Origin of the sequence: Haematobacter genomosp. 1 (genome assembly GCF_002196855.1) — a bacterium.
In the GTDB taxonomy this organism is placed as follows: Bacteria; Pseudomonadota; Alphaproteobacteria; order Rhodobacterales; family Rhodobacteraceae; genus Haematobacter.
This window is the reverse complement of the sequence record NZ_NIPW01000020.1, coordinates 1-19,247: the sequence shown is the minus strand read 5'-3', so window position 1 is coordinate 19,247 and position 19,247 is coordinate 1. Positions and strand designations below refer to the sequence as shown.

General features: G+C 61.3%; 22 protein-coding genes. 5 read left to right on the top strand and 17 right to left on the bottom strand.

Annotated features, from left to right (window positions below):
• The first annotated feature begins 740 nt into the window (after window positions 1-740).
• Together CDV49_RS11425 and CDV49_RS11420 are read left to right on the top strand one after the other, a co-directional pair.
• Entirely contained in the window at window positions 741-944 is a 204-nt protein-coding gene (locus CDV49_RS11425; RefSeq protein WP_088215576.1) for a hypothetical protein, read from the top strand.
• 29 nt (window positions 945-973) lie between these two features.
• Complete coding sequence (locus CDV49_RS11420) at window positions 974-1,219, top strand: hypothetical protein (RefSeq protein ID WP_088215575.1); 246 nt, start codon at window positions 974-976, stop codon at window positions 1,217-1,219.
• Here CDV49_RS11420 and CDV49_RS11415 read toward each other — a convergent pair.
• The 4 genes from CDV49_RS11415 to CDV49_RS11400 all read right to left on the bottom strand — a co-directional run bounded on the left by CDV49_RS11415 (window position 1,210) and on the right by CDV49_RS11400 (window position 4,175).
• Complete coding sequence (locus CDV49_RS11415) at window positions 1,210-2,502, bottom strand: Y-family DNA polymerase (protein WP_088215574.1); 1,293 nt, start codon at window positions 2,500-2,502, stop codon at window positions 1,210-1,212. The genes CDV49_RS11420 and CDV49_RS11415 overlap by 10 nt on opposite strands.
• An 8-nt stretch (window positions 2,503-2,510) precedes the next feature.
• A complete protein-coding gene (locus tag CDV49_RS11410) occupies window positions 2,511-2,945 on the bottom strand; it encodes a LexA family protein (RefSeq protein WP_088215573.1) in 435 nt (144 codons plus the stop codon).
• 373 nt (window positions 2,946-3,318) lie between these two features.
• A complete protein-coding gene (locus CDV49_RS11405; protein ID WP_088215572.1) occupies window positions 3,319-3,609 on the bottom strand; it encodes a hypothetical protein in 291 nt (96 codons plus the stop codon).
• Complete coding sequence (locus tag CDV49_RS11400) at window positions 3,606-4,175, bottom strand: hypothetical protein (RefSeq protein ID WP_088215571.1); 570 nt, start codon at window positions 4,173-4,175, stop codon at window positions 3,606-3,608. The genes CDV49_RS11405 and CDV49_RS11400 overlap by 4 nt, the downstream gene beginning before the upstream one ends.
• Window positions 4,176-4,434: 259 nt before the next feature.
• Between CDV49_RS11400 and CDV49_RS20215 the strand changes: the two genes are divergently transcribed.
• Window positions 4,435-4,731, top strand: a complete 297-nt coding sequence (locus tag CDV49_RS20215) for a hypothetical protein (protein ID WP_143413159.1) — start codon at window positions 4,435-4,437, stop codon at window positions 4,729-4,731.
• A gap of 21 nt (window positions 4,732-4,752) precedes the next feature.
• Here the strand turns inward: CDV49_RS20215 and CDV49_RS11395 are convergent, their stop codons facing one another.
• The 3 genes from CDV49_RS11395 to CDV49_RS11385 form a co-directional block, all read right to left on the bottom strand.
• Entirely contained in the window at window positions 4,753-5,379 is a 627-nt protein-coding gene (locus CDV49_RS11395) for a LysE family transporter (protein WP_088215570.1), read from the bottom strand.
• Between the two features lie 187 nt (window positions 5,380-5,566).
• Window positions 5,567-6,241, bottom strand: coding sequence for an alpha/beta fold hydrolase (locus CDV49_RS11390; protein WP_179209182.1), 675 nt, complete (start codon window positions 6,239-6,241; stop codon window positions 5,567-5,569).
• Window positions 6,241-7,602: an MFS transporter gene (locus tag CDV49_RS11385; protein WP_088215569.1), complete on the bottom strand. Its 1,362-nt coding sequence runs from the start codon at window positions 7,600-7,602 to the stop codon at window positions 6,241-6,243. The genes CDV49_RS11390 and CDV49_RS11385 overlap by 1 nt, the downstream gene beginning before the upstream one ends.
• 26 nt (window positions 7,603-7,628) lie before the next feature.
• Between CDV49_RS11385 and CDV49_RS11380 the strand changes: the two genes are divergently transcribed.
• On the top strand, window positions 7,629-8,621 hold the full coding sequence (locus tag CDV49_RS11380; RefSeq protein ID WP_218821944.1) for a LysR family transcriptional regulator: 993 nt from the start codon (window positions 7,629-7,631) through the stop codon (window positions 8,619-8,621).
• A gap of 456 nt (window positions 8,622-9,077) precedes the next feature.
• On the opposite strand, the gene CDV49_RS11375 is transcribed toward CDV49_RS11380, so the two are convergent.
• Genes CDV49_RS11375 through CDV49_RS11350 form a run of 6 tightly spaced genes read right to left on the bottom strand, consistent with a single transcriptional unit; the run spans window position 9,078 to window position 14,935 of the window.
• Entirely contained in the window at window positions 9,078-9,815 is a 738-nt protein-coding gene (locus CDV49_RS11375; protein ID WP_088215567.1) for an HAD-IIA family hydrolase, read from the bottom strand.
• On the bottom strand, window positions 9,812-10,660 hold the full coding sequence (locus CDV49_RS11370) for a phosphodiesterase (protein ID WP_088215566.1): 849 nt from the start codon (window positions 10,658-10,660) through the stop codon (window positions 9,812-9,814). The genes CDV49_RS11375 and CDV49_RS11370 overlap by 4 nt, the downstream gene beginning before the upstream one ends.
• A gap of 51 nt (window positions 10,661-10,711) precedes the next feature.
• Window positions 10,712-11,956: an ABC transporter substrate-binding protein gene (locus CDV49_RS11365; protein WP_088215565.1), complete on the bottom strand. Its 1,245-nt coding sequence runs from the start codon at window positions 11,954-11,956 to the stop codon at window positions 10,712-10,714.
• 19 nt (window positions 11,957-11,975) lie between these two features.
• Entirely contained in the window at window positions 11,976-12,935 is a 960-nt protein-coding gene (locus CDV49_RS11360) for a carbohydrate ABC transporter permease (protein WP_088215564.1), read from the bottom strand.
• Between the two features lie 3 nt (window positions 12,936-12,938).
• Complete coding sequence (locus CDV49_RS11355) at window positions 12,939-13,832, bottom strand: carbohydrate ABC transporter permease (protein WP_088215563.1); 894 nt, start codon at window positions 13,830-13,832, stop codon at window positions 12,939-12,941.
• Window positions 13,829-14,935 (bottom strand): ABC transporter ATP-binding protein, encoded by a 1,107-nt coding sequence (locus CDV49_RS11350; RefSeq protein ID WP_088215562.1) that lies wholly within the window; start codon window positions 14,933-14,935, stop codon window positions 13,829-13,831. Before CDV49_RS11350 ends, CDV49_RS11355 begins: the two co-directional genes overlap by 4 nt.
• A 102-nt stretch (window positions 14,936-15,037) precedes the next feature.
• On the opposite strand from CDV49_RS11350, the gene CDV49_RS11345 reads away from it, so the two are divergent.
• Window positions 15,038-15,937, top strand: a complete 900-nt coding sequence (locus CDV49_RS11345) for a LysR family transcriptional regulator (protein ID WP_088215561.1) — start codon at window positions 15,038-15,040, stop codon at window positions 15,935-15,937.
• 119 nt (window positions 15,938-16,056) lie between these two features.
• Here the strand turns inward: CDV49_RS11345 and CDV49_RS11340 are convergent, their stop codons facing one another.
• From CDV49_RS11340 to repC, 4 genes are all read right to left on the bottom strand, one after another.
• The gene (locus CDV49_RS11340) at window positions 16,057-16,632 is read right to left on the bottom strand and encodes a recombinase family protein (RefSeq protein WP_088215577.1); all 576 of its coding nucleotides are present in this window, start codon (window positions 16,630-16,632) and stop codon (window positions 16,057-16,059) included.
• Window positions 16,633-16,748: 116 nt separating this feature from the next.
• Window positions 16,749-17,060 carry a hypothetical protein gene (locus tag CDV49_RS11335; protein ID WP_088215560.1) on the bottom strand — a complete coding sequence of 104 codons (312 nt, stop codon included), beginning with the start codon at window positions 17,058-17,060 and terminating at the stop codon, window positions 16,749-16,751.
• A 14-nt stretch (window positions 17,061-17,074) separates the two neighbouring features.
• The gene (locus CDV49_RS11330) at window positions 17,075-17,599 is read right to left on the bottom strand and encodes a thermonuclease family protein (RefSeq protein ID WP_179209181.1); all 525 of its coding nucleotides are present in this window, start codon (window positions 17,597-17,599) and stop codon (window positions 17,075-17,077) included.
• Window positions 17,593-18,705, bottom strand: a complete 1,113-nt coding sequence (repC, locus tag CDV49_RS11325) for a replication initiation protein RepC (protein ID WP_179209180.1) — start codon at window positions 18,703-18,705, stop codon at window positions 17,593-17,595. The genes CDV49_RS11330 and repC overlap by 7 nt, the downstream gene beginning before the upstream one ends.
• Window positions 18,706-19,247 lie beyond the last annotated feature (542 nt).

Below are 19,247 nucleotides of genomic sequence, written 5' to 3'. Positions count from 1 at the left end.
CCTTCCGCCGATGGGCTGCGCCTCGCCGGTCTGGTCTGACGAATACGCATGTATTCGGCGGAACAGAGTGGGGAGGGCACAGCCCGACCCACGGGCCTGACCGAGACTGTCAATCGGGCGGAGGCGGGGGGTGGTGCGGCCCGCAGCGCAGCGAGGACACGGCCCCCGCCGGAGCCGACGCGCGCAGCGCGGCGCTTGCCGATTGACCGGCTCGGGCAGGTCTGTTGGGCGGAAACACGAAAAGGAAAAACCGCAGGGCGGGGGTGAGCGCGGCCCCTCGGGCCGCGTCGATCCCCCGGCCTGACCTTCGGATCAGACAGGAGCCGCGCCGCGCGCGCGGCTTGCCCTCGATCTTTAGGACGGTGGAGCTGGTGATGCGTCCTGCAGGAAGATCCCGGCCGCCGCGCAAGCGATCGTCACCCGCAGGGCCGAAACTCGCCGCACCTTCGACCATTCGCGCGGCGCTGGCGCTGGCTCGCAGAGACAGTGCCGGTGCCTCTCGGCGCGAAGGGAGAAGGGGCGAGCGAGGTTCGGGGCGGAGGCCGGTGCAGCCGGCCGGAGCCTAGAGCGCGGTCACTCGGGCAGAGAGGTCCAGGGCGACAGCCCTAGACCGCACGGCACGAGGGATGCGCCATGAACAACAGGCAGCAAGATATGGAAATTCGCTGACAAGAAAATTGCCATCCTGACCCATGACCGGCTAGATTCTGGTTGTTCATCATCTGCACGAGAATTCGTCTATGGCTGACCTTGCTGCTGAAACTACTGCTCTTAAACAGACCATCTGGGGCATCGAAACCGAGCTCGCCTATCAGGCGTCATTCGGCGGGAAGGGCGAGGATGATGCCAGAATCCATGCGCTTGCGGACAGGCTTCGCCAGGCTCATGCCGATCTGCAAATGCTCGAACGTAGAGTTGCAAAACCGGATACCCTTGCGGGGTGAGGTGCACGGCACAGAACGGAGGGCTTGTCATGTCGCACAGCTACAATCTGGAAATGCAGATGGACGATCTGTTCATATCGCTCCCGATGCCCAATCAGGATGAGGCGGTGTTTTCGGCTTATGAGCATCTGCTAGGCCACTTCCCCGATCATTCGGATTTGGCAGGGTTGCCCGGACCTATCACCGAACACGATCTGCACGAGGCCCTAGAAGATCTTGGGCTGTCCGATAGGGCGAGCTTCAGCATCAAGCCCAACGAGGGCGTTCAGAGCTGAAGCACGGGCAGTTCGCTTAGACGTGTGGTGTAGCGCGGCGAGCGATGATCCGCCTTGGTGGTCCATGACTTCTCAAACCCCTCGCGCCCTAGCACGACCGTCTTTTTCCCGAAGCGGTCATTGAGCGCATCGAGCGCGTCCATGACCTTCGCATTGCGCGGACGCTCGGGCGGAAACAGCATCGCGGGCTGATCCTGCTCGGGCAACAGATCGTCCAGGATGATGCCGGCCTTTGTGTAGCCGTGGCCGTTGCCGGAGGGGTCGCCTTTCCAACCGCGTTTCGCGGCGGAAATGGCGGCCTCGACCAGCTCGAACGTGTTGTTCGACATGGGGGAGAGACGGACGCTGCGCGAGGCCGAATGCTGCGGGCGTTCGGGCTTGTGCGGGTTCGTGTGATAGAAAACGGTCATCGCCCCTGCGACAAGGCCATGCTGGCGCAGCTTCTCGGCCGCCCGTGTCGCGTGGGCAGAAATCGCTTGAGCCAGCACGTCGAACGAGGTCATGGGCGTGCCCGCGGAGCGGGTCACGGCCATGCCCTTGCGCTGCGGCGGCACATCCTCGAAGTCGATGCAGACGACGCCGCGAAGTTCGGCCACCAGCCGTTCCAAGACGACTCCCCCAATTTTGCGGGCGAGGGGCAAGGGCAGGTCGCGCAGCTCGGCCGCCATCTTGATCCCCTGTGTCATCAGCTTGGCTTGGGTGGCCCCGCCGACGCCCCAGATCTCGCCCACGGGAATGCGGCGCATGACATAATCGCGCACGGTGTCGTCCATGAGATTGCAGACGCTGCCGAAGATTTGGTTTTTCTTGGCGGCGAAGTTCGCCAGCTTGGCGAGGGTCTTGGTCGGCGCGATCCCGACGCAGGTAGGGATGCCGGTTTCGAGCCGAACCGTGGCCCGCATGTCTTTCGCATGGGCCTCCATTCGGTCGTTAAATCCCTTTAGGCACGCAAAGTTTTCGTCGATGCTGTATGTCTCAAGGCGAGGGGAAAAGTCGTGCAGCACCTCCACCACGCGACGCGAGAGATCTCCATAGAGGGTGTAGTTCGAGGACAGGGCTTTTACCCCGTGACGGCGCATCAGGTCGCGCATCTTGAACACGGGGGCCCCCATCTTGATCCCGAGCGCCTTGGCTTCATCGCTGCGGGCGACAGCGCATCCGTCGTTGTTGGACAGGACGATCACTGAGATGCCGCGCAGCGACATGTCAAAAACACGTTCGCAGGAGACATAGAAGTTGTTGCAGTCGATGAGGGCGATCGGATCTGCGGACGCGGAGATCATGGCCGCGCCTACTCAACGGCGAGGCGGCGCACAACGCCCGCGACCACGCCCCAAATCTCGGTCGTTTCTGTGACAGAAATGCTCTCGTAGCCGTCGCCACGGGCGCGCGGGTCCAGAAACCAATGGCCGTTGCGCTTGGCGAGCTTCTTGACGGTGATCTGTCCATCGACCACAGCCACGACAATGCGCCCAGGGCGGCGCTTTCCGGATCGGTCCACGGCGATCAGGTCGCCGTCAAGGATGCCTTCGGCTTCCAGACTGTCGCCCGAGACACGCCACCAGAATGTCGAACGCTCATGCCGCACCACCCACTTGATCGGGTCCACGGTGTCCTCAAGATCATCACCGGCTGGTGATGGAAACCCTGCGGGCACGCTGACGGAGGCGAGCGGCACCAGCCGGTCAACGAGGATCACTTTCAGCGGGGCCAAAGTTACGGACATGATACATGCGAACGAACGAGGAACATTCATTCCCTGATAGCCCGCGATCCCCCCTGTCCGTCAAGGGCCGATTGCACAGCGTCAGATCACAACAACCGTATTCCATGCTCTGGGCACCCGTTTACGGGATGCAGAAGCACGATAAACCGACAAGCTGCACACGATCAGCCGAATAAGGCTGTCAGATACTGAACAAAAAAGCCAACCATGACCAAGAGAACCATGAAGCCCCAGAAACGACCGGCGGCTTTACTACCAGTTCCAGTGAGCTTGTGAGATACGCCGCATCGGCCACAATGGGTCTCAATTTTGCTCATCGTCTGACCGCAAGCCCCGCATATACCTCTGTCTTGCATGGCTAATGACGTTCCCGTTAGTCGTCTGCGCTGTAGCGCATTGTGGCGTCAGAACCGAAATAATGCACCCAGCGGTTCAAAACGTCGCGGGTTTCGGCTTGGGCGCGGCCGATCTCGGATTGCAAGCAATTCATGTAGCCCTCCGACTCCTCGATGTAGGTTTGATACTGGTCGCGCACGATCTCGCGCAGTTCAGGATCGTCGGTCGGTGGCTCGTAGGCGTAGGGCGGCTCTGGCGGAAGGCACCCCTGCGCGACAGCGCAGGGTGCCGACATAACAACGGCGATAATGGCGAGACGGAACTTCACGGGCGGAAGGTCACTCGTGTGCCGCCGTAGCCATAAGAATTGCTGGTCCGGTATCGTTGAACGCCGTTCGTATATTCGGCGTCAGTGCCAGGTTCGACCGTGATCTGCACCCTCATGTTCTTGTATTCCGGGGTGGAGACGCCGGTGTAGTAATACCTCTCGTCGCGATCACGACCGTAGCCCAAACGGCGGCGTTCGTCATAGCAGAACACCTTGACCACCTCCCGACTATCACCGTCATAACTCCGGCTAAAATGCTTGTTTTTGCCCTCGGGGCAGATCCAGGCTTCGGAGCTGGTGCGGTTCGCAAAGCTGTAGTCGATCTCATAATCCTTGTATTCCGCACCGTCCGACATGGTGCAGGTGCCGATGGGCGATTTGCCATCGCGTAGCCGGTCAATCATGTGGTCATAGGCATCTCCGCATGTGGCCGGAAAGCCGCCTGCCAAGCACAAGATCAGCTTGCAGTCGATGTCATAGGCTTTAGCCTCGCTTGGGGCGGAAAAAGTGGCAAACGCGGCGATAACCGGAAAGAGGGCGGCGCTGATGCTGCGGTTCTGAAGCATGTCGGTTCCTCGTGATGTGATAAGGAATCCTAGACGATAATATAAGCGTTGCCAAAGGTTTAGGTTCGAATCCCACGACCTGACGTCAGCCCTATAGATCAGTTCACAACAATCGACGTCAAAACACTAAAGTTGACGATCATTAGTCTGCTCATGGGACAAGCGGACATTGCACATGAGGGAAGCATAGGGCATTCAGGCCCTTGCGAGCCTCAAGATGCCAGCTTTTGTCAGACGCCATCGCCTCAGGTGATTTCGCATGCGCTGCTATTATGTTTTCGTCCACGGGCACCTGAGCTGGAGTGCGGAGCCGCGCTCCGAGGAAACGCCGCGCCCTCAAGGATTCTATTGCCACAGGTATATTTTCGCAGCGAACGGACAGCGAGCGGCGCAGATCGCTCTTGAGCGCGTGGACTGCCATTTCAACAAGTCTTTCGATTGGATCAGAAAAAACGAGGCTGCCTTGCGCCTACATGTCGAAGAAGTCTCACCGGCAAGCCTGTTCAATCTCTTCAAGCGAGATAACCGAGGTCATGTGTTCTACGGACAGGCGTAAGCCATGTAACCGTCAGTTGTCTTATCGGGTCCGGGTTCCAAGCGTAAGCATTCCACTACCGAGAACGACCAGGACAGCCCCCACAAGAAGATCAATCTGGCGCTTCATGCCCTGATACCCTCGCTGCAGGATAGGCGTTGCAAAGAGGACGGCCAGCAAACAGTGCCACGTGGCGGAAAGCACCGTCAGACATATGACGGCCGCCATGTGATACAGCAAAGTAGGTTGTGCAGGCGCGGTCAGTGCGAAGGCGCTGCCAAAGAACGCCAAAGCCTTCGGGTTGGTGACGCTGGCAACGAATCCGCGCATAGGCGCTGACTTACGTGAGGAAATATATCGGGTGGGGCCGGGCCGGATGAACAGGCTGCTTCGTATCATGCTAATTCCCAGCCAAAGCAGATAGAGGCCCGCTACGATCCGGATCAGCGTCTGTGCCCATACGACCGATGCCAATACCAGCCCCAGCCCCATGACGGTTAGAGAGGTCCAGACCAGTGTGGCACCGGCCACGCCAAGAGCAACGCGAATGCCCTCTGCACGACCATGATGAGCCGAGGTGGAGGCAATGAGCAGGAAGACTGGTCCGGGGCTGCAACACGCCAGCAGGAAGATACCGCTCAGGGCAAGCAGACTTTGCTCGATACTCATCGCGGCGCTCCGTTCTTTCAGAGGTTAGGCTATCAGCACCTCCCCGTTCGTCAACGTCCGGTAAGGGCTCCGCGCGGCGCCGCGCGCCGGTCGGTGAGTCGGCTCATGGGACATTCCTGCCATTCGCTGCGCCGCAGAAGCCGTCGTTCGTGAACCTCCATCCATCTTAACGATTGGTGGTAATCGCTCAGCGACAGCTATTTAGAAAAGGAACGACTGCATTTGCCAGTTCGACAGGTGCTTCCATCGGGATCATGTGCCCTGCATCGACAATCTCGAGTTGCGTATGTTTGATTCCTGCAGCAAGTTCATGCGTCTCATTCAAAGTTCGAAGGCGATCTTGGCGACCTGCCACGATCAGGGTCGGGCACTCGATTTCGGGCAAAGCGTCGAGATCTCCATCGCGTCGGAAAAGGGCCTGACGCTGAAAGACCTCGCCGCCTAGTCGCTGGCCCATTTGCCGAATGCGTTGCACAAGCATTGCGTCGGCCTCGCGATCTTGTGCCAGTGACCGGCGAATGGCTGTCTTACTAATCCCAGCAAATGGTGCGGCTGCGGCAACGCCCTTGCTTCGACCCTGCGCATCACTGTCTGCGCGTGCAGAGGTCGCGATCAGCACCAGACACGACACGCGCGTAGGTGCGAGCCTAACCATTTGTCGCGCAACATATCCGCCCATAGAGAAGCCGATCAGGGCAAAGCTTGGCGGAGCCGATGCAAGCGTCATCTCGGCCATCTCACGGATCGAGGAAGCCCGCCGCGGATCGGCGTGATGCACAGGGCCGAACGGCAGTAGGGCGGACACGACATCACCCCACATATCCTCATCCAGCATGAAGCCGGGGATCAGAACGACAGCCATCATTCGATCCTCAAGTTTAGTGTCGGTATAAGCCGCACGAGGCTTACGGCCGATCCGGCAACCGCAAACGCTACACCCGCCCATAGCGCGATTTCGACACCCGATTGTGTCCATCTCATCATGCAGAATGCAACCAGTGCGGCACCGATGGCTTGGCCGAGGAGTCGCGACATCGCCAGGACGCCGCCCGCACTTCCGCTCCGCGATCGTGGTGCGCTGCTCATGATCGCGACCATGTTCGGAGACTGGAAGAACCCGAAACCAATGCCGCACAGCACGAGGCGCCAGATGATCGCAGCCCCTTCCACTTCGGGAGGCAAAGTCGCAAGGGTCGCCAAACCTACGGCGAGCATGCTGAGACCGATCCCCCCCAAAGCACCGGGATGCATGCGCTCGGTCAGGCGGGACGAGATGATTGTCATCATCGCCAGCGTTATCGGCCACGGCAATATCAGCAACCCAGCTTCGATCTGCGAGTAACCAAGCCGCAGTTGGAACAGAAACGGCAGCACCACGAAGACAAGTCCCTGCACGCTAAAAGAAAGGATGGAGGTGAGCGAGGACAGGGCGAAAACAGGAATGCGGAATAGATCCGCTCCCAGCATCGGTGCCGGGCTGTCACGGTCGCGCCATATCAGAAGCGCTGCGCTCATGGCGAACGCGGTCAGTGCCCAGATAACCGTGCGGGCACCAAGATGTGCCGCACCGGCGATCGCGAACAGAAGACATGCGAATGTCAACGCGCAGAGCGCCGCAGAGGCGGGATCGAACCTTCGCACATTCAGTTCACTTTCTGGCATCCACAGCAGCGCGAGGACGGTCGTGATGAGCACAATGGGAACGCTTTGCCAGAACAGCCAGTGCCAATCCAAGACCGACAGGATGGTGGATGCAATGGGAGGACCTGCGGCCAAGGCCGTGCCGACGATCATTGCATACAGACCGAGGCCACGGCTCAACCGATGTGGCGGGAAGATTGTCCGGATTAGCGCGGGAGTGGTGGCGGACACGGCAGCAGAGCCGATGCCAAGAACGGCACGCGCGCCTGCAAGCGCCGGAAGGGACGTGGCCGCACCCGACAGGAGCGCTCCGAAAGCGAATAGGGTCAATCCGCCAATGAAGACTTTGCGATGGCCGTGAATCTCGCCAAGCGTAGCTAATGGCAGAAGCGCGGCGACTACGGCGAGATAGTAGACGTTGATGATCCAGATGGCACGGGCTGGATCGACATGAAGACCAGATGCGATCGCAGGGATGGCGGTGCTCGTCAGCGAAATGTCGAGTGTGACCAATGTAACGCCCGCCATGACGGCGACAAGCGCGGGAATGCTGAGTGATTGCGCAGCGACCTGAGTGTTCATCGCTTGTCCTCTAAAGATCGACACCGATGTATCGCGGACAGGCCGGAAAGAAAAATTGCGAATACTCCGATATACGATTAAAAAATCTCATCGGTTACGGCGAGGAAGCGCTCCCCATGTCTCTACGCGCGTTGCGAACGTTGCAGGCGATTTCCCGTCACGGATCATTTGCCCGTGCCGCAGAAACGGTGGGCCTTACGCAATCCGCGGTCAGCCTCCAGATCAAGTCCTTGGAAGCGGAGTTCGACGTTAGCCTTTTTGATCGCTCACGCAGGCTTCCGATTTTGACGGAAGCGGGCCGGATCGTGCTAACTCGGGCCGAAGAAATCCTCGCCCTCTACGATGCGATCCCCGCTGCGCTAGGTATTGAGCAGGCCATCACGGGCCGCTTGCGTCTCGGCGCCATACAGACAGCGCTGTTCGGAATTGTCCCTGACGCGCTCGCGGCGCTGACGCAGGACCATCCGCAGGCTCGCATTCATCTTGTCGCAGGCGTCTCGGCCACCATGTCGCTGCAGATAGCTTCCGGCGATCTCGATGCCGCGATCACGACCGAGCCCATCGGTGCCCATCCGCCCGATCTTGTCTGGACGCCACTATACGAGGATCACCTGTGGCTGATCGGGCCAGCGGGCACCCAGACAAAGACAGCGCGCGAACTTGTCACCAAATATCCTTTCATCCGCTTCGATCCGCGGGCGTGGGCCGGGCGTATTGTCGACAAAGAATTGCGGCGCATGCGGCTGAATGTCCGTGAGGAAATGGTGCTTGATAGCCCCGACATAATCGTTCGCATGGTCGAGAGGGGACTAGGTGTCGCAGTCGTTCCTCTCACCTTGCGCCAGGCCCAGAACCTGCCGATTACTTGCTTGCCGTTCGGAACGCCTCAAGTCAGGCGCACAGTCGTGTTGATGGAGCACAGGAGTCGGCCCAGCTCCCGCCTCACGGAGGCACTCGCGCTCGCGATCCGCCGAGAAGGTGCAAATAAACTTCTCGGAACTTCAAAATCTCAACGGTGAAGGTCACCCGATCGCAGCGCTCATTGCGTTAGGCTTATAGCGAGCATTGCAGATGATCGCGCACCAAGCGCGCATAGCGACGGTCAGCGAAGATCTCAGGGCCGACCTCCATGCTGCGGCTGCAGCTCGCGCGTCCAGTGCGAATGGCGGCTTAGGGCTCTCCACGTCGATCGTGGGACAATCCGGACATTCCCAGTGATACCCGACTTCGCACCCTTATGCGGTTTCGTAGCGATCTGCCCCTCGCCACGGTAATCATTCTGGCCAAAACGCAGAGAAGAACGCCGCCGAGATCGCGAAAATGGCAGCGATTGAGGCAGCATCTCTGATGTCTCAAGCATCGACTGCGAGATGGGCGCCAAGGGCTGCAAGATATCGACTTCGTTTGGTCATGATCGTTCGCGACCTTGATTCTCGGCCCCAAGGGGCTGGCAACTCGAGGTATCGGCAATCTCGCTAGATCAGGCTCCTGATCGTCGGACCCATACTCTTGTCGGGATGGATTAGAAGCGCAGGCATCCCCAATCGCTCGGCCCCGACGATGTCCGTTTCAGGATTGTCGCCGATCATGATCGCCTCCTCGGGCGACGCGTTCTGTAGGCCACGGAGAAACAGCGGCGCGGCTGGCTTGCCGATGAAAGGGATCGCGAGGCCGGGGCGGCAGGCCCGGAGCAGCCCAGCGACTGCACCCGTTTCGATGGCCGGACCCGCAGCGCCGGGATGCGTTAGATCGGGGTTGGCTGCGACTATTGGAACACCTTGTGTGATCTGGACCAGCACGGATTCAAGTTCCGCCAGCGTCGTGTCGGGCGCGCGGCACAGCACGATCAGGTCCGGCCGCTCGGAGGTGAGGTGCAGGCCCAGCGTCTCGGCCCGATCCCGCATCGCATCCGTGGCGACCAGCCGGAAGCGGGCATCGGGATAAGTCGTTTGCACATGAAGCAGGGTTTGTTCTCCGGCGAGGAAAATCTGGGCCTCCGGCACCTCGATGCCGATCCGGGCCAAGCGGTCCGATAGGCCCATTGCCGTATCGGTCGAGTTGTTGGAGACAAGCGACAACCTGTCGCGCACCGCATCAACGAACGCGGCGGCCCCGTCGATCGGCTGCCCCCCTCGGATCAGGCAGCCGTCGATGTCGCAAAGGATTCGCCGCGCGCCTGCGACCAGCGCGCGGTGGTCTTTGGCACGCGTCACAGGTCGATGAACCCTTCGTGCCGCATTGCCGTGGAGTAATCCTCGGACAGATCGCCCTCGGGGGACATCAGCGGAAATGTCGGCACGCGTGAGGCGAATTCGTGCATGTGGACCACGACTCGGTCGGCATCGGCCAACACGACGCCATAGGCAGGCGCCGCCAGATCGCCCTGGATCACGTCGCTGGACAGGTCAAGCGCGACCTGATGGTTCAGCCCGCGCATGCACGAGAACGAGATCCCACGCCAGTTGCCGAAGATCGCCCGGTGGACGTGGCCGAAGAACAGGTGCCGGATGCGGTGGGTGTGCGGGGCGATGACGGCGTGGAACGCCTCGGCGTCCTGCATGCGGATGTCGTCCATCGCGCGGATGCCCACGTCGAAGGGCGGGTGATGCATGAACAGCAGGACCGGACCCTCGCTGCCCGCAAGCTGCCGTTGCAGCCAGTCCAGCCGCGCGGGGCAATAGCCGCCCGCATGGGTGCCGTCCACACGGGTGTCGAGGAACAGGCACAGCCCGGCCTCGGTCTGCCGCGACGACTGGACGAAGCCGTTTTCGTCCCGCGGCATGTCGGGGAAGGCGGCGGCAAGGGACGGCGTGTCGTCGTGATTGCCGACCATCAGCACGAGCGGCACCTGAAGCCCCGCGATGGCGCGGGTGAAGGCGGCATAGGCATCGGCGTCGCCCCAATGGGTCAGATCGCCAGTGACGACGGCAAAGTCGGCATCGGCGTGATCGCGGTTGATGCTCTCGACCGCGAGCGCGAGGCGGCGGGACGGGTCGGCCCCGAACAGGCGGCGACCGCCGCCGATCACATGCGTGTCGGTCAGATGGATGAATTTCATCGTATCTCTCCAATCGGCCGGTCACGCGCGGCGCGACCGGCGGGTTCTGGATCAGCGCGGCAGCAGGTCCGCGACCTCGTCCACCAGTTCCTGTTGCAGTTCCTCCATGTCGGGCTGCTCGCCCGTCACCAGACGTTCCAGCCCGTCATAGATGACCTGCGTAATCGCCAGACCGTTGGCGCCCGGATAGGCCTGCCATTCGCGCATCAGCGGAAGCTGCTCCACCGCCGAGGCCTTTTCGGGGTAGCGGTCGTAGAAGTCTGCAAGGATCAGCTCGTTCGCGGCGCGGTTGGGCGGCATGTAGCCCGTGGTGCGCGCCACATCTGCAGCGCCTTCGCCCGAGGTCAGGAACTTGATCCATTCCCACGCCGCCGCCCGCACCGCCGGATCTTCCGAGGTGGAGGTCATCATCGCCGCATTGCCACCCGCGGGAAGGCCCAGAGGGGCGCCGTCGATGCCGGGAAAGGCCGCCGTGGTGAAGGCAAGGTCCGCATTCCCGCGCGAGATGCGCCCAACATAGGAGGTGGAGGAGAACAGCATCGGGATTTCCCCGGCGGTGAAGGAGGTGATCGCTTCCTCGACCGACAGGTTCTTCATGCCGCATTCGGTGACAATCTTCTGGATGGTCTGCAGGGCGACCAGCGCCTCGGGGCTGTCCAGCGTCATGGTGCCGCCTTCGACAATGGGCTTGTCCTGCGACCACATCAGCGCCTGGAACAGCCAGTTGCCGGTGATCTGCCAGTCCCAGAAGATCGGGTTTTCATATCCCGCCTCGCGCAGGGTGCCGCAATCGGCGATCACCTCGTCCCACGTCGCGGGGAACCCCTCGATCCCGGCCTTTTCCATCATGGCCGTGTTGTAGAACCCGACGGGCAGGGACACCGAGAACGGCAGACCGTAGACCTTTTCGTCGAAGGTGGACAGTTGCAGCATCGCGGGGTGATAGCCTTCGACCTCGAAATCGGCTTCCTCGGCGATGAACGGGTCCAGCGGCTGGGCGATGCCCTTGTCCACAAGGATCTGCTGGCGGTTCAGGCCCTGCATGGTCACGTCCGGCAGATTGCCCGAAACGGCCTCGCGCAGGACGGTGTTCGACGCGTCCTCGTATTCCTCGTAGGAGGCGCGGAACTTCACCTCGATATCCGGATGCGCCTCCTGGAAGCGGGGGAGGATCGCCTCGTAGGTGACGTCGAAGATGGCGGAATAGGGATAGACGAATTCGATCGTCACCTTGTCCTGTGCGTGGACCGTGGTGGCCGAGAGCATCAGCCCGGCAAGAAGGGAAAGGCGTTTCATTTCAGTCTCCGGTGGGGGGTCATTTCATTCCCGAAAGCGCGATGCCTTCGATGAAGCGGCGCTGCGCCAGAAGGAACGCGGCGATGAGGGGGATGACGATGATGGTCGCGGTGGCCATCATCGGGCCATAGAGGCTGCCGTCTGCACCTGCCTGAAACTCGCGCAGGCCCAAGGGCGGGGTGAACAGATCACGATCGCCGGTGATGACGATGCGCGGCCAGAAGTAATCGTTCCAGTGCGCGGTGATGGAAAAGATGGCGAAGGCGATCAGCGCGGGGATCGCGGTCGGCAGCATCACGCGCCAGACGATGGCGAATTCGCCCATCCCGTCCATTCGGGCGGCATCCACCAGATCGTCGGGCACGCCCATGAAGAACTGGCGCATCAGGAAGATGCCGAAGGCAGAAATGGTCCACGGGATCACCAGCGCGGCATAGCTGTTGGTCAGCCCCAGCTTTGCCAGCCCCAGATAGAGCGGCAGCGCCACGGCGTTCACCGGGATCAGCAGGCAGAACAGCACCAGCGCAAAGGCCGCATCCCGCCCCCAGAACCGCAGTTTCGCCAGCGCATAGGCGGCAGGAAGCGCCACGATGACCTGTATCACGAAGATCGACACGGTCACGATCAGCCCGTTCAGCAGGTATCGCAGCAAGGGCGCCTCAGTGAAGGCCTTGGTGTAGTTGAAGACGGCGGGGCGGGTGGTGCAGGCGGCCTCGCGCTCCTGCTCCAGCCGCGCCATGATCGCGTCGTCGCTCTGGCCGGGGCTGGCGGCGCGGGCGGCATCCAGCGCCGCGCGGTCGGGCTGGCTGCGGGCCATGCACATCGTGTCCAGCATCGGGGCCTGCGCGCCAAAGAAGCCGCCGGTGCCGGTCTCGATCTCGGGCGGGGATTTCAGCGAATAGCTGAGCATGACGGCGAAGGGGGCCAGGACGACGAACCCGCCGATCAGCAGCACCAGATGTTTCAGCACTTGGATCATGGATCAGGCCTTGCGTTCGGCGATGCGGCGCTGAAGCAGCGTCAGCGCCATGACGGAGATCAGGAACAGCACGGTGATCGCCGCGCCGATCCCGACGAGGTTTTGCACGATCCCCTTTTCATAGATGGCGAACATCATCAGATAGACCGACTTCGACGGCCCCCCGCCGGGCGAGAACAGCACCTCCACCGTGTCGAAGGTCTGGAAGGCGCGGATAAAGGTGGTGATCAGCACGAAGGTCGTCGTCGGGCGCAGCGCGGGCCATGTGACCAGCCGGAAACGCTCCCACCCCGATCTGGCGCCGTCCATCTCCGCCGCGCCGTAAAGCTCGCGCGAGACGCCGGACAGGCCCGCCAGATACAGCACCATGTTGAACCCGAAGCCCTGCCAGACGCCGATGAAGCAGGTGACCCAGATCGCATAGTCCCGGTCGCCCAGCCACAGCGGCATCTGCTCGGGGCACATCCCCTCGGGCAGCACGCCGCAGACGGCAAGCAGGCTGCGGTTCACCACACCGATGGTCGGGTGCAGCATCATCTGCCACACGATCGTCATCGCCAGAAGCGTCGCCATCACCGGCAGGAAATAGACCGACTTGTAGAACGCCGCACCGTGCGACAGCGACTGGATCAGCAGCGCGGCACCAAGGCCTAGACCGATCGATGTCGGCACCACCACCGCGACATAGGTGGCTGTGGCGACGAGCATCTTCTCATAGGTGGAGCTGCCGAAGATGCGGGCATAATTCTCCAGCCCCACCCATGACAGGCCAGGTGCGCCCAGCGAATAATCGGTGAAGCTCAGGACCACCGCTGCAAGGATCGGCAGGATCAAAATCACCAGCATCAGCGCCAGCGCAGGCGCGCCCAGCAGAAAAGCGATGCGCCCCTGCGTCATGCGAAAACCTGCGCGGTCACGTTGCGACAGCGTGCGCCCATCGCGTCGAAGAACAGCGCGCGGCTGGGATCGAAGCCGATGCCCGCCGCATCCCCGACGACGGCGCGGGCCGCGGTCCGCAGCACAAGGCGGTCGGAAAGTTCGGGCACCGCGATCTGGACTACGAATTCATGGCCCATATTCTCGACATGCGCGACCCTGCCGCGCAGCTTGGCGTCGGTCTCGGTCAGAAACAGGGCCTCGGGGCGCAGGGCCAATCGCAGGGCAGCGCGGCCCGTATGGCGCAGCGGCAGCGAGCAGCCGGGGATGGAGATGCGGCCATCGTAATCCGCCTCGGCGGGGATGACGTTGATGCGCGGCGAGCCGATGAACTCCGCCACCCGCAGATCGCAGGGATCGGCGTAGATGCGGGCGGGCGTGTCGCATTGCAGGATCTCGCCCTCCATCATCACGGCGATGCGGTCGGACATGGTCATCGCCTCGACCTGATCGTGCGTGACGTAGATGAAGGTCGCGCCCAGCTTGCGGTGAAGCTCGGTGATCTCGGTCCGGGTGTGGGCGCGCAGCTTGGCGTCGAGGTTCGACAGCGGCTCGTCCAGCAGGAACGCGGCCGGGTCGCGCACCAACGCACGGGCCAGCGCGACGCGCTGGCGCTGCCCACCCGAAAGCTGGCTCGGACGGCGGTCCAGCAGCGGGCCGATCTCCAGCATTTCGGCGGCGCGGCGGACGTCTTCGGCAATGGCCCGCGCAGCCGCACCGCCGATCAGCGGCAGACGCTGCCAGCGGTTCAGACGGCGCATCCGCAGCGGCACGGCGATATTCTCAGCCACGGTCAGATGCGGATAAAGCGCATAGGACTGGAACACCATCGACAGGTTGCGATCCGCCGCCCGCGTGCCCGACACGGACACGCCGTCCAGCAGCACCTCGCCCGCCGTGGCGCCCTCCAGGCCCGCGATGATCCGCAGCAGCGTGGACTTGCCGCACCCCGATGGCCCGACGAGCGAGACGAACTCTCCCTCGGCGATGTCCAGATCGATGCCGCGCAGGATTTCGTTGTCCTTGAAGGATTTCCGAATGCCCCTGAGTGTAACCGTCGCCACGATGAAGTCCTTTCACTGTCGTGGCGGGCATAGGCGATGCGGTTGTAACGTTTATGACGTGATATAAATCTAGGTTATGGCCGGATACCGTCCGGAGCTGCCATGAAACGTCCCACCGCCACCCAGATCCGCGCCTTCAACGAGGTTGCCGCAACAGGCAGCTTTTCGCGCGCCGCCAAAGCATTGGCGGTGTCGCAACCTGCGATCACCGCGCAGGTCCGCGCGATGGAAGAGGCGCATGACGTGCGCCTGTTCGACCGTGTGGGCACGGGCGCGGAACTGACGGCGATCGGGGAAAGGCTCTACCGCCACACCCGTCAGATGCGCGACACGGAAAAGGAGGCGGCGGTGATTCTCCACTCCGCCCGCACGCTGACCATCGGCGAGTTGGTGATTGCCGCCGGGGCGCCGGGGCCTGCGATGTCGCTGGTCGCAGCCTTTCGCGCACATTATCCAGGCGTGCGGCTGGAGATGCATTTCGGCAACTGGCAGCATGTCGTGACTGCGGTCAGGGACAGGAAATGCGATCTCGGCATCCTGACCGAAGCACCGCAGGCGGACGACATCTTCCGCGAGGCGCTGTTCGAGCAATCCTTGGTGGCCCTGATCCCCGAAGGCCACCCCCTGTCCCGCCGGCAAGAGGTGAGCCTTCTCGAACTGATGGACCACCCGCTTCTGTTCCGCAGCGGGCAATCCCAGACCCAGAAGCGCCTGAACAGCGTTCTGGCCGAAGCGGGCCTCCGCCCGCAGCCTCTCCTCTGGCTGGAATCGCGCGAGGCGATCTATGAGGCCTGCGCGCAGGGCATCGGCATCGGCTTCATGTTCGACGCGGCCTCGACGCGTGCGGACCGTGTGTGCCGGGTCAGGATACGCGAGATCGCCGACTTCTTTCCCGAACATGCCTTCTGCCTGCGGTCCAACCAGAGCCTTCGCCCGGTCGAGGCATTCCTGAACCTCGCTCGGGACATGCAGTCCCAAAGGGCGAACCATTTTGCAGGTTGATCAAAGTTCGTCCACGAAAAATCAAGTGGGAACTGTTCGGATTGATCCCTATCTCGTCCGAAGGCCCTAGTGTATTTGGTTACGGTTGCAACGTTAGGACCCGAATGACCGCAAAGGGCTCAAAGACGCGAACGACAGCGGGCTATGGTCATGCGACTGCATCCGTAGCGGCGGGCAAGTTCCGATACTGTCACGCCAGTGTCTAGTTCAGTGCAAATAGTATGTTTCTGTGCATCCGAAAGCGTAGAAGGCCGTCCGATGACCTTCCCCTGCAATCGTGCGCGGGCCATGCCCGCATGGGTCCGCTCGATCAGCAATTCCCGCTCGAACTGTGCAACGGCGTTCAAGATGGTCATGGTGAACTGTCCGGCGGGACTGGTAAGGTCGCTGCCGCCTAAGGCGAGGCAGTGAACGCGCACCTGCATTCCGGCAAGCAGGCTGACGGTCTGCGCCACGTCCATCGCGTCGCGCCCAAGCCGATCCATCTTCGTGACTACCAGCACGTCCCCTTCTTCCAGCCGATCGACCAGGCGGGCAAACATCGGCCTCTGCTGCGCGGGCACACTGCCCGAGATCGTTTCGGAAACGATCCGGCGTTTTGGGATGGTGAAACCGGCCGTCTCCAGCTCCTGCACCTGATTTTCGATGGTCTGCTGGATAGTAGAGACACGGACGTAAGCGAAGGTGCGGGACATGAGGCTATACCGTTCAAAAGGGCCGCCCATATCATAGGTGGTCACAACCCCCGTGCAACACCCGTTCTGAACACCCTCGCATTACCCTGTTCAAAACCGTTCGGTTTTGAACAGGGCTATTCTTCATCCTCGTCCTCGTCAAATTCACAAGGCTCATCCCAGACTCTATCCGCGATCATTTTATTCAGAACTTCGTGCAGGGAGGATACCTTTACATGGTCATAAGTCGTCTCTGATCCCCTGACGTTCTTCCTATGAGTTGCTTCTCCATGGCGACCAATTGTGATGGCTTCATTTTCACCACTCAGCTTCACCGTCTCCCCCGGTCTCGCGTTCAGCGTTTTGAACGCTTCGATTTCTGTGAGGTAGATTATGAAGTTGTAGTCGCCTTCAACCGTTTCGACCGCCGCTGTGCGAAGTCTAGCCATGATGCATTCCCTGCTTACTTGCTTTCCTGCCTGAAGTCGTAAGGATCGCTCACGTCCGTGAAAATCCAAAGCCCCCTCTCGGCGTCCCGCGCTTCCTGCTCGGCTTGCCGGTAGTCGTCGGGCTGGCGGCTTCCGCCGTAGAGGAAGGCATAGCCGCCGCGCAACATCGCCAGATTAAGGTTCCGCTGGCCGGTGAAGCAGACGGCCAAGGCCCGGTCGTAGCGGTCTCGTCCTTTGCTTTCGCATCGCACCTGCCGCCCCGCCCCGATCAGAAGTTCCATCTGTTCCGTCGCCCAGGCCCCGCAGTCGATCTGCCGGTTGGCGAAGGTCGCGGGCTGGCCTTTCTCGCAGGCGTCCAGTCCGACCAGGCGGATGCGTTCGCCGTCGACGTGCAGCGTGTCGCCGTCCACCACGCGCGCTTCGCCCGCATATTCCTGAACGATCTCGGGCGGTATCATTCGGCCTTGGCTGTAGGCCACGGCCAAGGCACCGCCAGCGGCCACCAGCACGGCGAGGGACAGGCCATTCAGCTTCAACATGCCGCGGCCTCCCGATGCAGAAGGCCGAACACGGAGCGATGAAGCTGCGCGTTGCCCAGCTCGGCCCGTTCGCTCATGCGGCGCACCCATGCCCCAGCGTTGCGGATCTTGCCGCCCCGCTCGTTGCTGTCGGCATCGGCGATCATCACCAGCAAGGCGGCCCCCACCTTGCCGATCGCGGCCTGTGCCTGTGCCCATGCGGACGCGTTGATCCCAAGGGCCATGGCCCGTTCGTAGCCCACGTTCACGAATGCCATCCAGTCTGCGCGCCCATAAAGCTCCATCCCCACATGCCATTCGGCGGGAGCCGCATTCAGGGCCATTGGCAGGCTGATATGCTCCATCCCGCATTTCGGTGTCTGGGGTGGCGGTGTCGGTGCGCCCTGCCCCATCTTGTTCTCAGCGGGCATCGCTGGATTACAAGACTCTGATGGATATTGGTTTGTAGTGTATGGTTGGTCATTTTTTTCCGGCCGGTCGGAAATTTCGGACGGACCAAGACGGGTCAAAAAGCGGCGCACACGGTTCAGAAGTTCGCTCAAGGCTTCATATCCGAGGTGAGCGATCCGGCGCGGAAAGCTCGCCCAGGTCTGTTGATCCTCGGCGGCGGCTTCGGTTCCAGACAGGATACGGCGGATCATGGAACGCAGACGCGAAATCTCGTTCCGCATACGATCTGCGGCCATCCGCTCCGCTCTCATGGCTTCGGCCGCCATGGTGAGTTCATCGGCACGATCCCGAAGCGGTGTCAGGTCGATGCCATAGACGGCGACGATCTGGCCGGACTGATCTCGCTGGCAATGACGGCGGCCGCCTCCCATGCTGCGATCCACCGCCAGTCCGATCCGCACCAGAAAGCGAACATGGTTCAAAATGGTGCGCGGATTTTTGCCGCATTCAAAAGACAAGGTTGACACGCTTGCAGGGCTGATCGGAGCCTCGGAACCCCGTGGTATACGACTGATAAGGGCTTCTAACGTCCGACGAACACCGTCAGGTAGTTCCATCACAAGCGCGGCATTGCGCGCAGCTTCATATAAATCGGCGGAAAACCGCCCAATATTTTCGTTGGGTTTTCCCAACACCCGCAAGGGTTTAGTAACCATACTGTCCGCTCTCCATGTAGAGCGGTCGGGAGAACTTGGGCCGACATTTATTGTTCGCCCAAGGGCGCTTTTTGTCTTGCCTGTGTTGTAGGGGAACGTTACCTTGATGCTTGAATTCAGTGAGCATCTTAAGACCTCGCCAAAGGTCCGGTTGCGTCCCCCCCGGTGGTCCCCGACCGCTGGGGGTTTTCTTTTTCGGAACATAGGGATCTTGCTGTCCCTGTCTGCGCTCCGCTCCGGAATCAATCTCCTAGATGTAGTGCCGATGCGGCACGGTAGCGTAATCGTCATGATCGCGCTAGCCACATACAGCCTCGGCGTTGCAGGAGGTGCAATCACGTATCCCAGTATATTTCAATGACAATCCTTATGGTCAAGATCAAATCCTGACCGGCATTGCTCTGTCATACACATAGATCTAACTTGATAACCGTAACAGAAACATAGTTCTGTTATAAAAATAGTGTTGACCAACACTTCACCTATCCTGTAGCGTGTATCTAGGACATGGATTTCTTTTAGAAATGTCTTTAGATTGCCCC

Coding starts and splice junctions, on each gene's coding strand:
- CDV49_RS11380 (WP_218821944.1), top strand. CDS start 7,629: ATGTATCGCGGACAGGCCGGAAAGAAAAATTGCGAATACTCCGATATA.
- CDV49_RS11425 (WP_088215576.1), top strand. CDS start 741: ATGGCTGACCTTGCTGCTGAAACTACTGCTCTTAAACAGACCATCTGG.
- CDV49_RS11340 (WP_088215577.1), bottom strand. CDS start 16,632: ATGTCCCGCACCTTCGCTTACGTCCGTGTCTCTACTATCCAGCAGACC.
- CDV49_RS11370 (WP_088215566.1), bottom strand. CDS start 10,660: ATGAAATTCATCCATCTGACCGACACGCATGTGATCGGCGGCGGTCGC.
- CDV49_RS11360 (WP_088215564.1), bottom strand. CDS start 12,935: ATGATCCAAGTGCTGAAACATCTGGTGCTGCTGATCGGCGGGTTCGTC.
- CDV49_RS11395 (WP_088215570.1), bottom strand. CDS start 5,379: ATGAGTATCGAGCAAAGTCTGCTTGCCCTGAGCGGTATCTTCCTGCTG.
- CDV49_RS11330 (WP_179209181.1), bottom strand. CDS start 17,599: ATGTTGAAGCTGAATGGCCTGTCCCTCGCCGTGCTGGTGGCCGCTGGC.
- CDV49_RS11365 (WP_088215565.1), bottom strand. CDS start 11,956: ATGAAACGCCTTTCCCTTCTTGCCGGGCTGATGCTCTCGGCCACCACG.
- repC (WP_179209180.1), bottom strand. CDS start 18,705: ATGGTTACTAAACCCTTGCGGGTGTTGGGAAAACCCAACGAAAATATT.
- CDV49_RS11335 (WP_088215560.1), bottom strand. CDS start 17,060: ATGGCTAGACTTCGCACAGCGGCGGTCGAAACGGTTGAAGGCGACTAC.
- CDV49_RS11355 (WP_088215563.1), bottom strand. CDS start 13,832: ATGACGCAGGGGCGCATCGCTTTTCTGCTGGGCGCGCCTGCGCTGGCG.
- CDV49_RS11410 (WP_088215573.1), bottom strand. CDS start 2,945: ATGTCCGTAACTTTGGCCCCGCTGAAAGTGATCCTCGTTGACCGGCTG.
- CDV49_RS20215 (WP_143413159.1), top strand. CDS start 4,435: ATGCGCTGCTATTATGTTTTCGTCCACGGGCACCTGAGCTGGAGTGCG.
- CDV49_RS11400 (WP_088215571.1), bottom strand. CDS start 4,175: ATGCTTCAGAACCGCAGCATCAGCGCCGCCCTCTTTCCGGTTATCGCC.
- CDV49_RS11345 (WP_088215561.1), top strand. CDS start 15,038: ATGAAACGTCCCACCGCCACCCAGATCCGCGCCTTCAACGAGGTTGCC.
- CDV49_RS11390 (WP_179209182.1), bottom strand. CDS start 6,241: ATGGCTGTCGTTCTGATCCCCGGCTTCATGCTGGATGAGGATATGTGG.
- CDV49_RS11385 (WP_088215569.1), bottom strand. CDS start 7,602: ATGAACACTCAGGTCGCTGCGCAATCACTCAGCATTCCCGCGCTTGTC.
- CDV49_RS11415 (WP_088215574.1), bottom strand. CDS start 2,502: ATGATCTCCGCGTCCGCAGATCCGATCGCCCTCATCGACTGCAACAAC.
- CDV49_RS11420 (WP_088215575.1), top strand. CDS start 974: ATGTCGCACAGCTACAATCTGGAAATGCAGATGGACGATCTGTTCATA.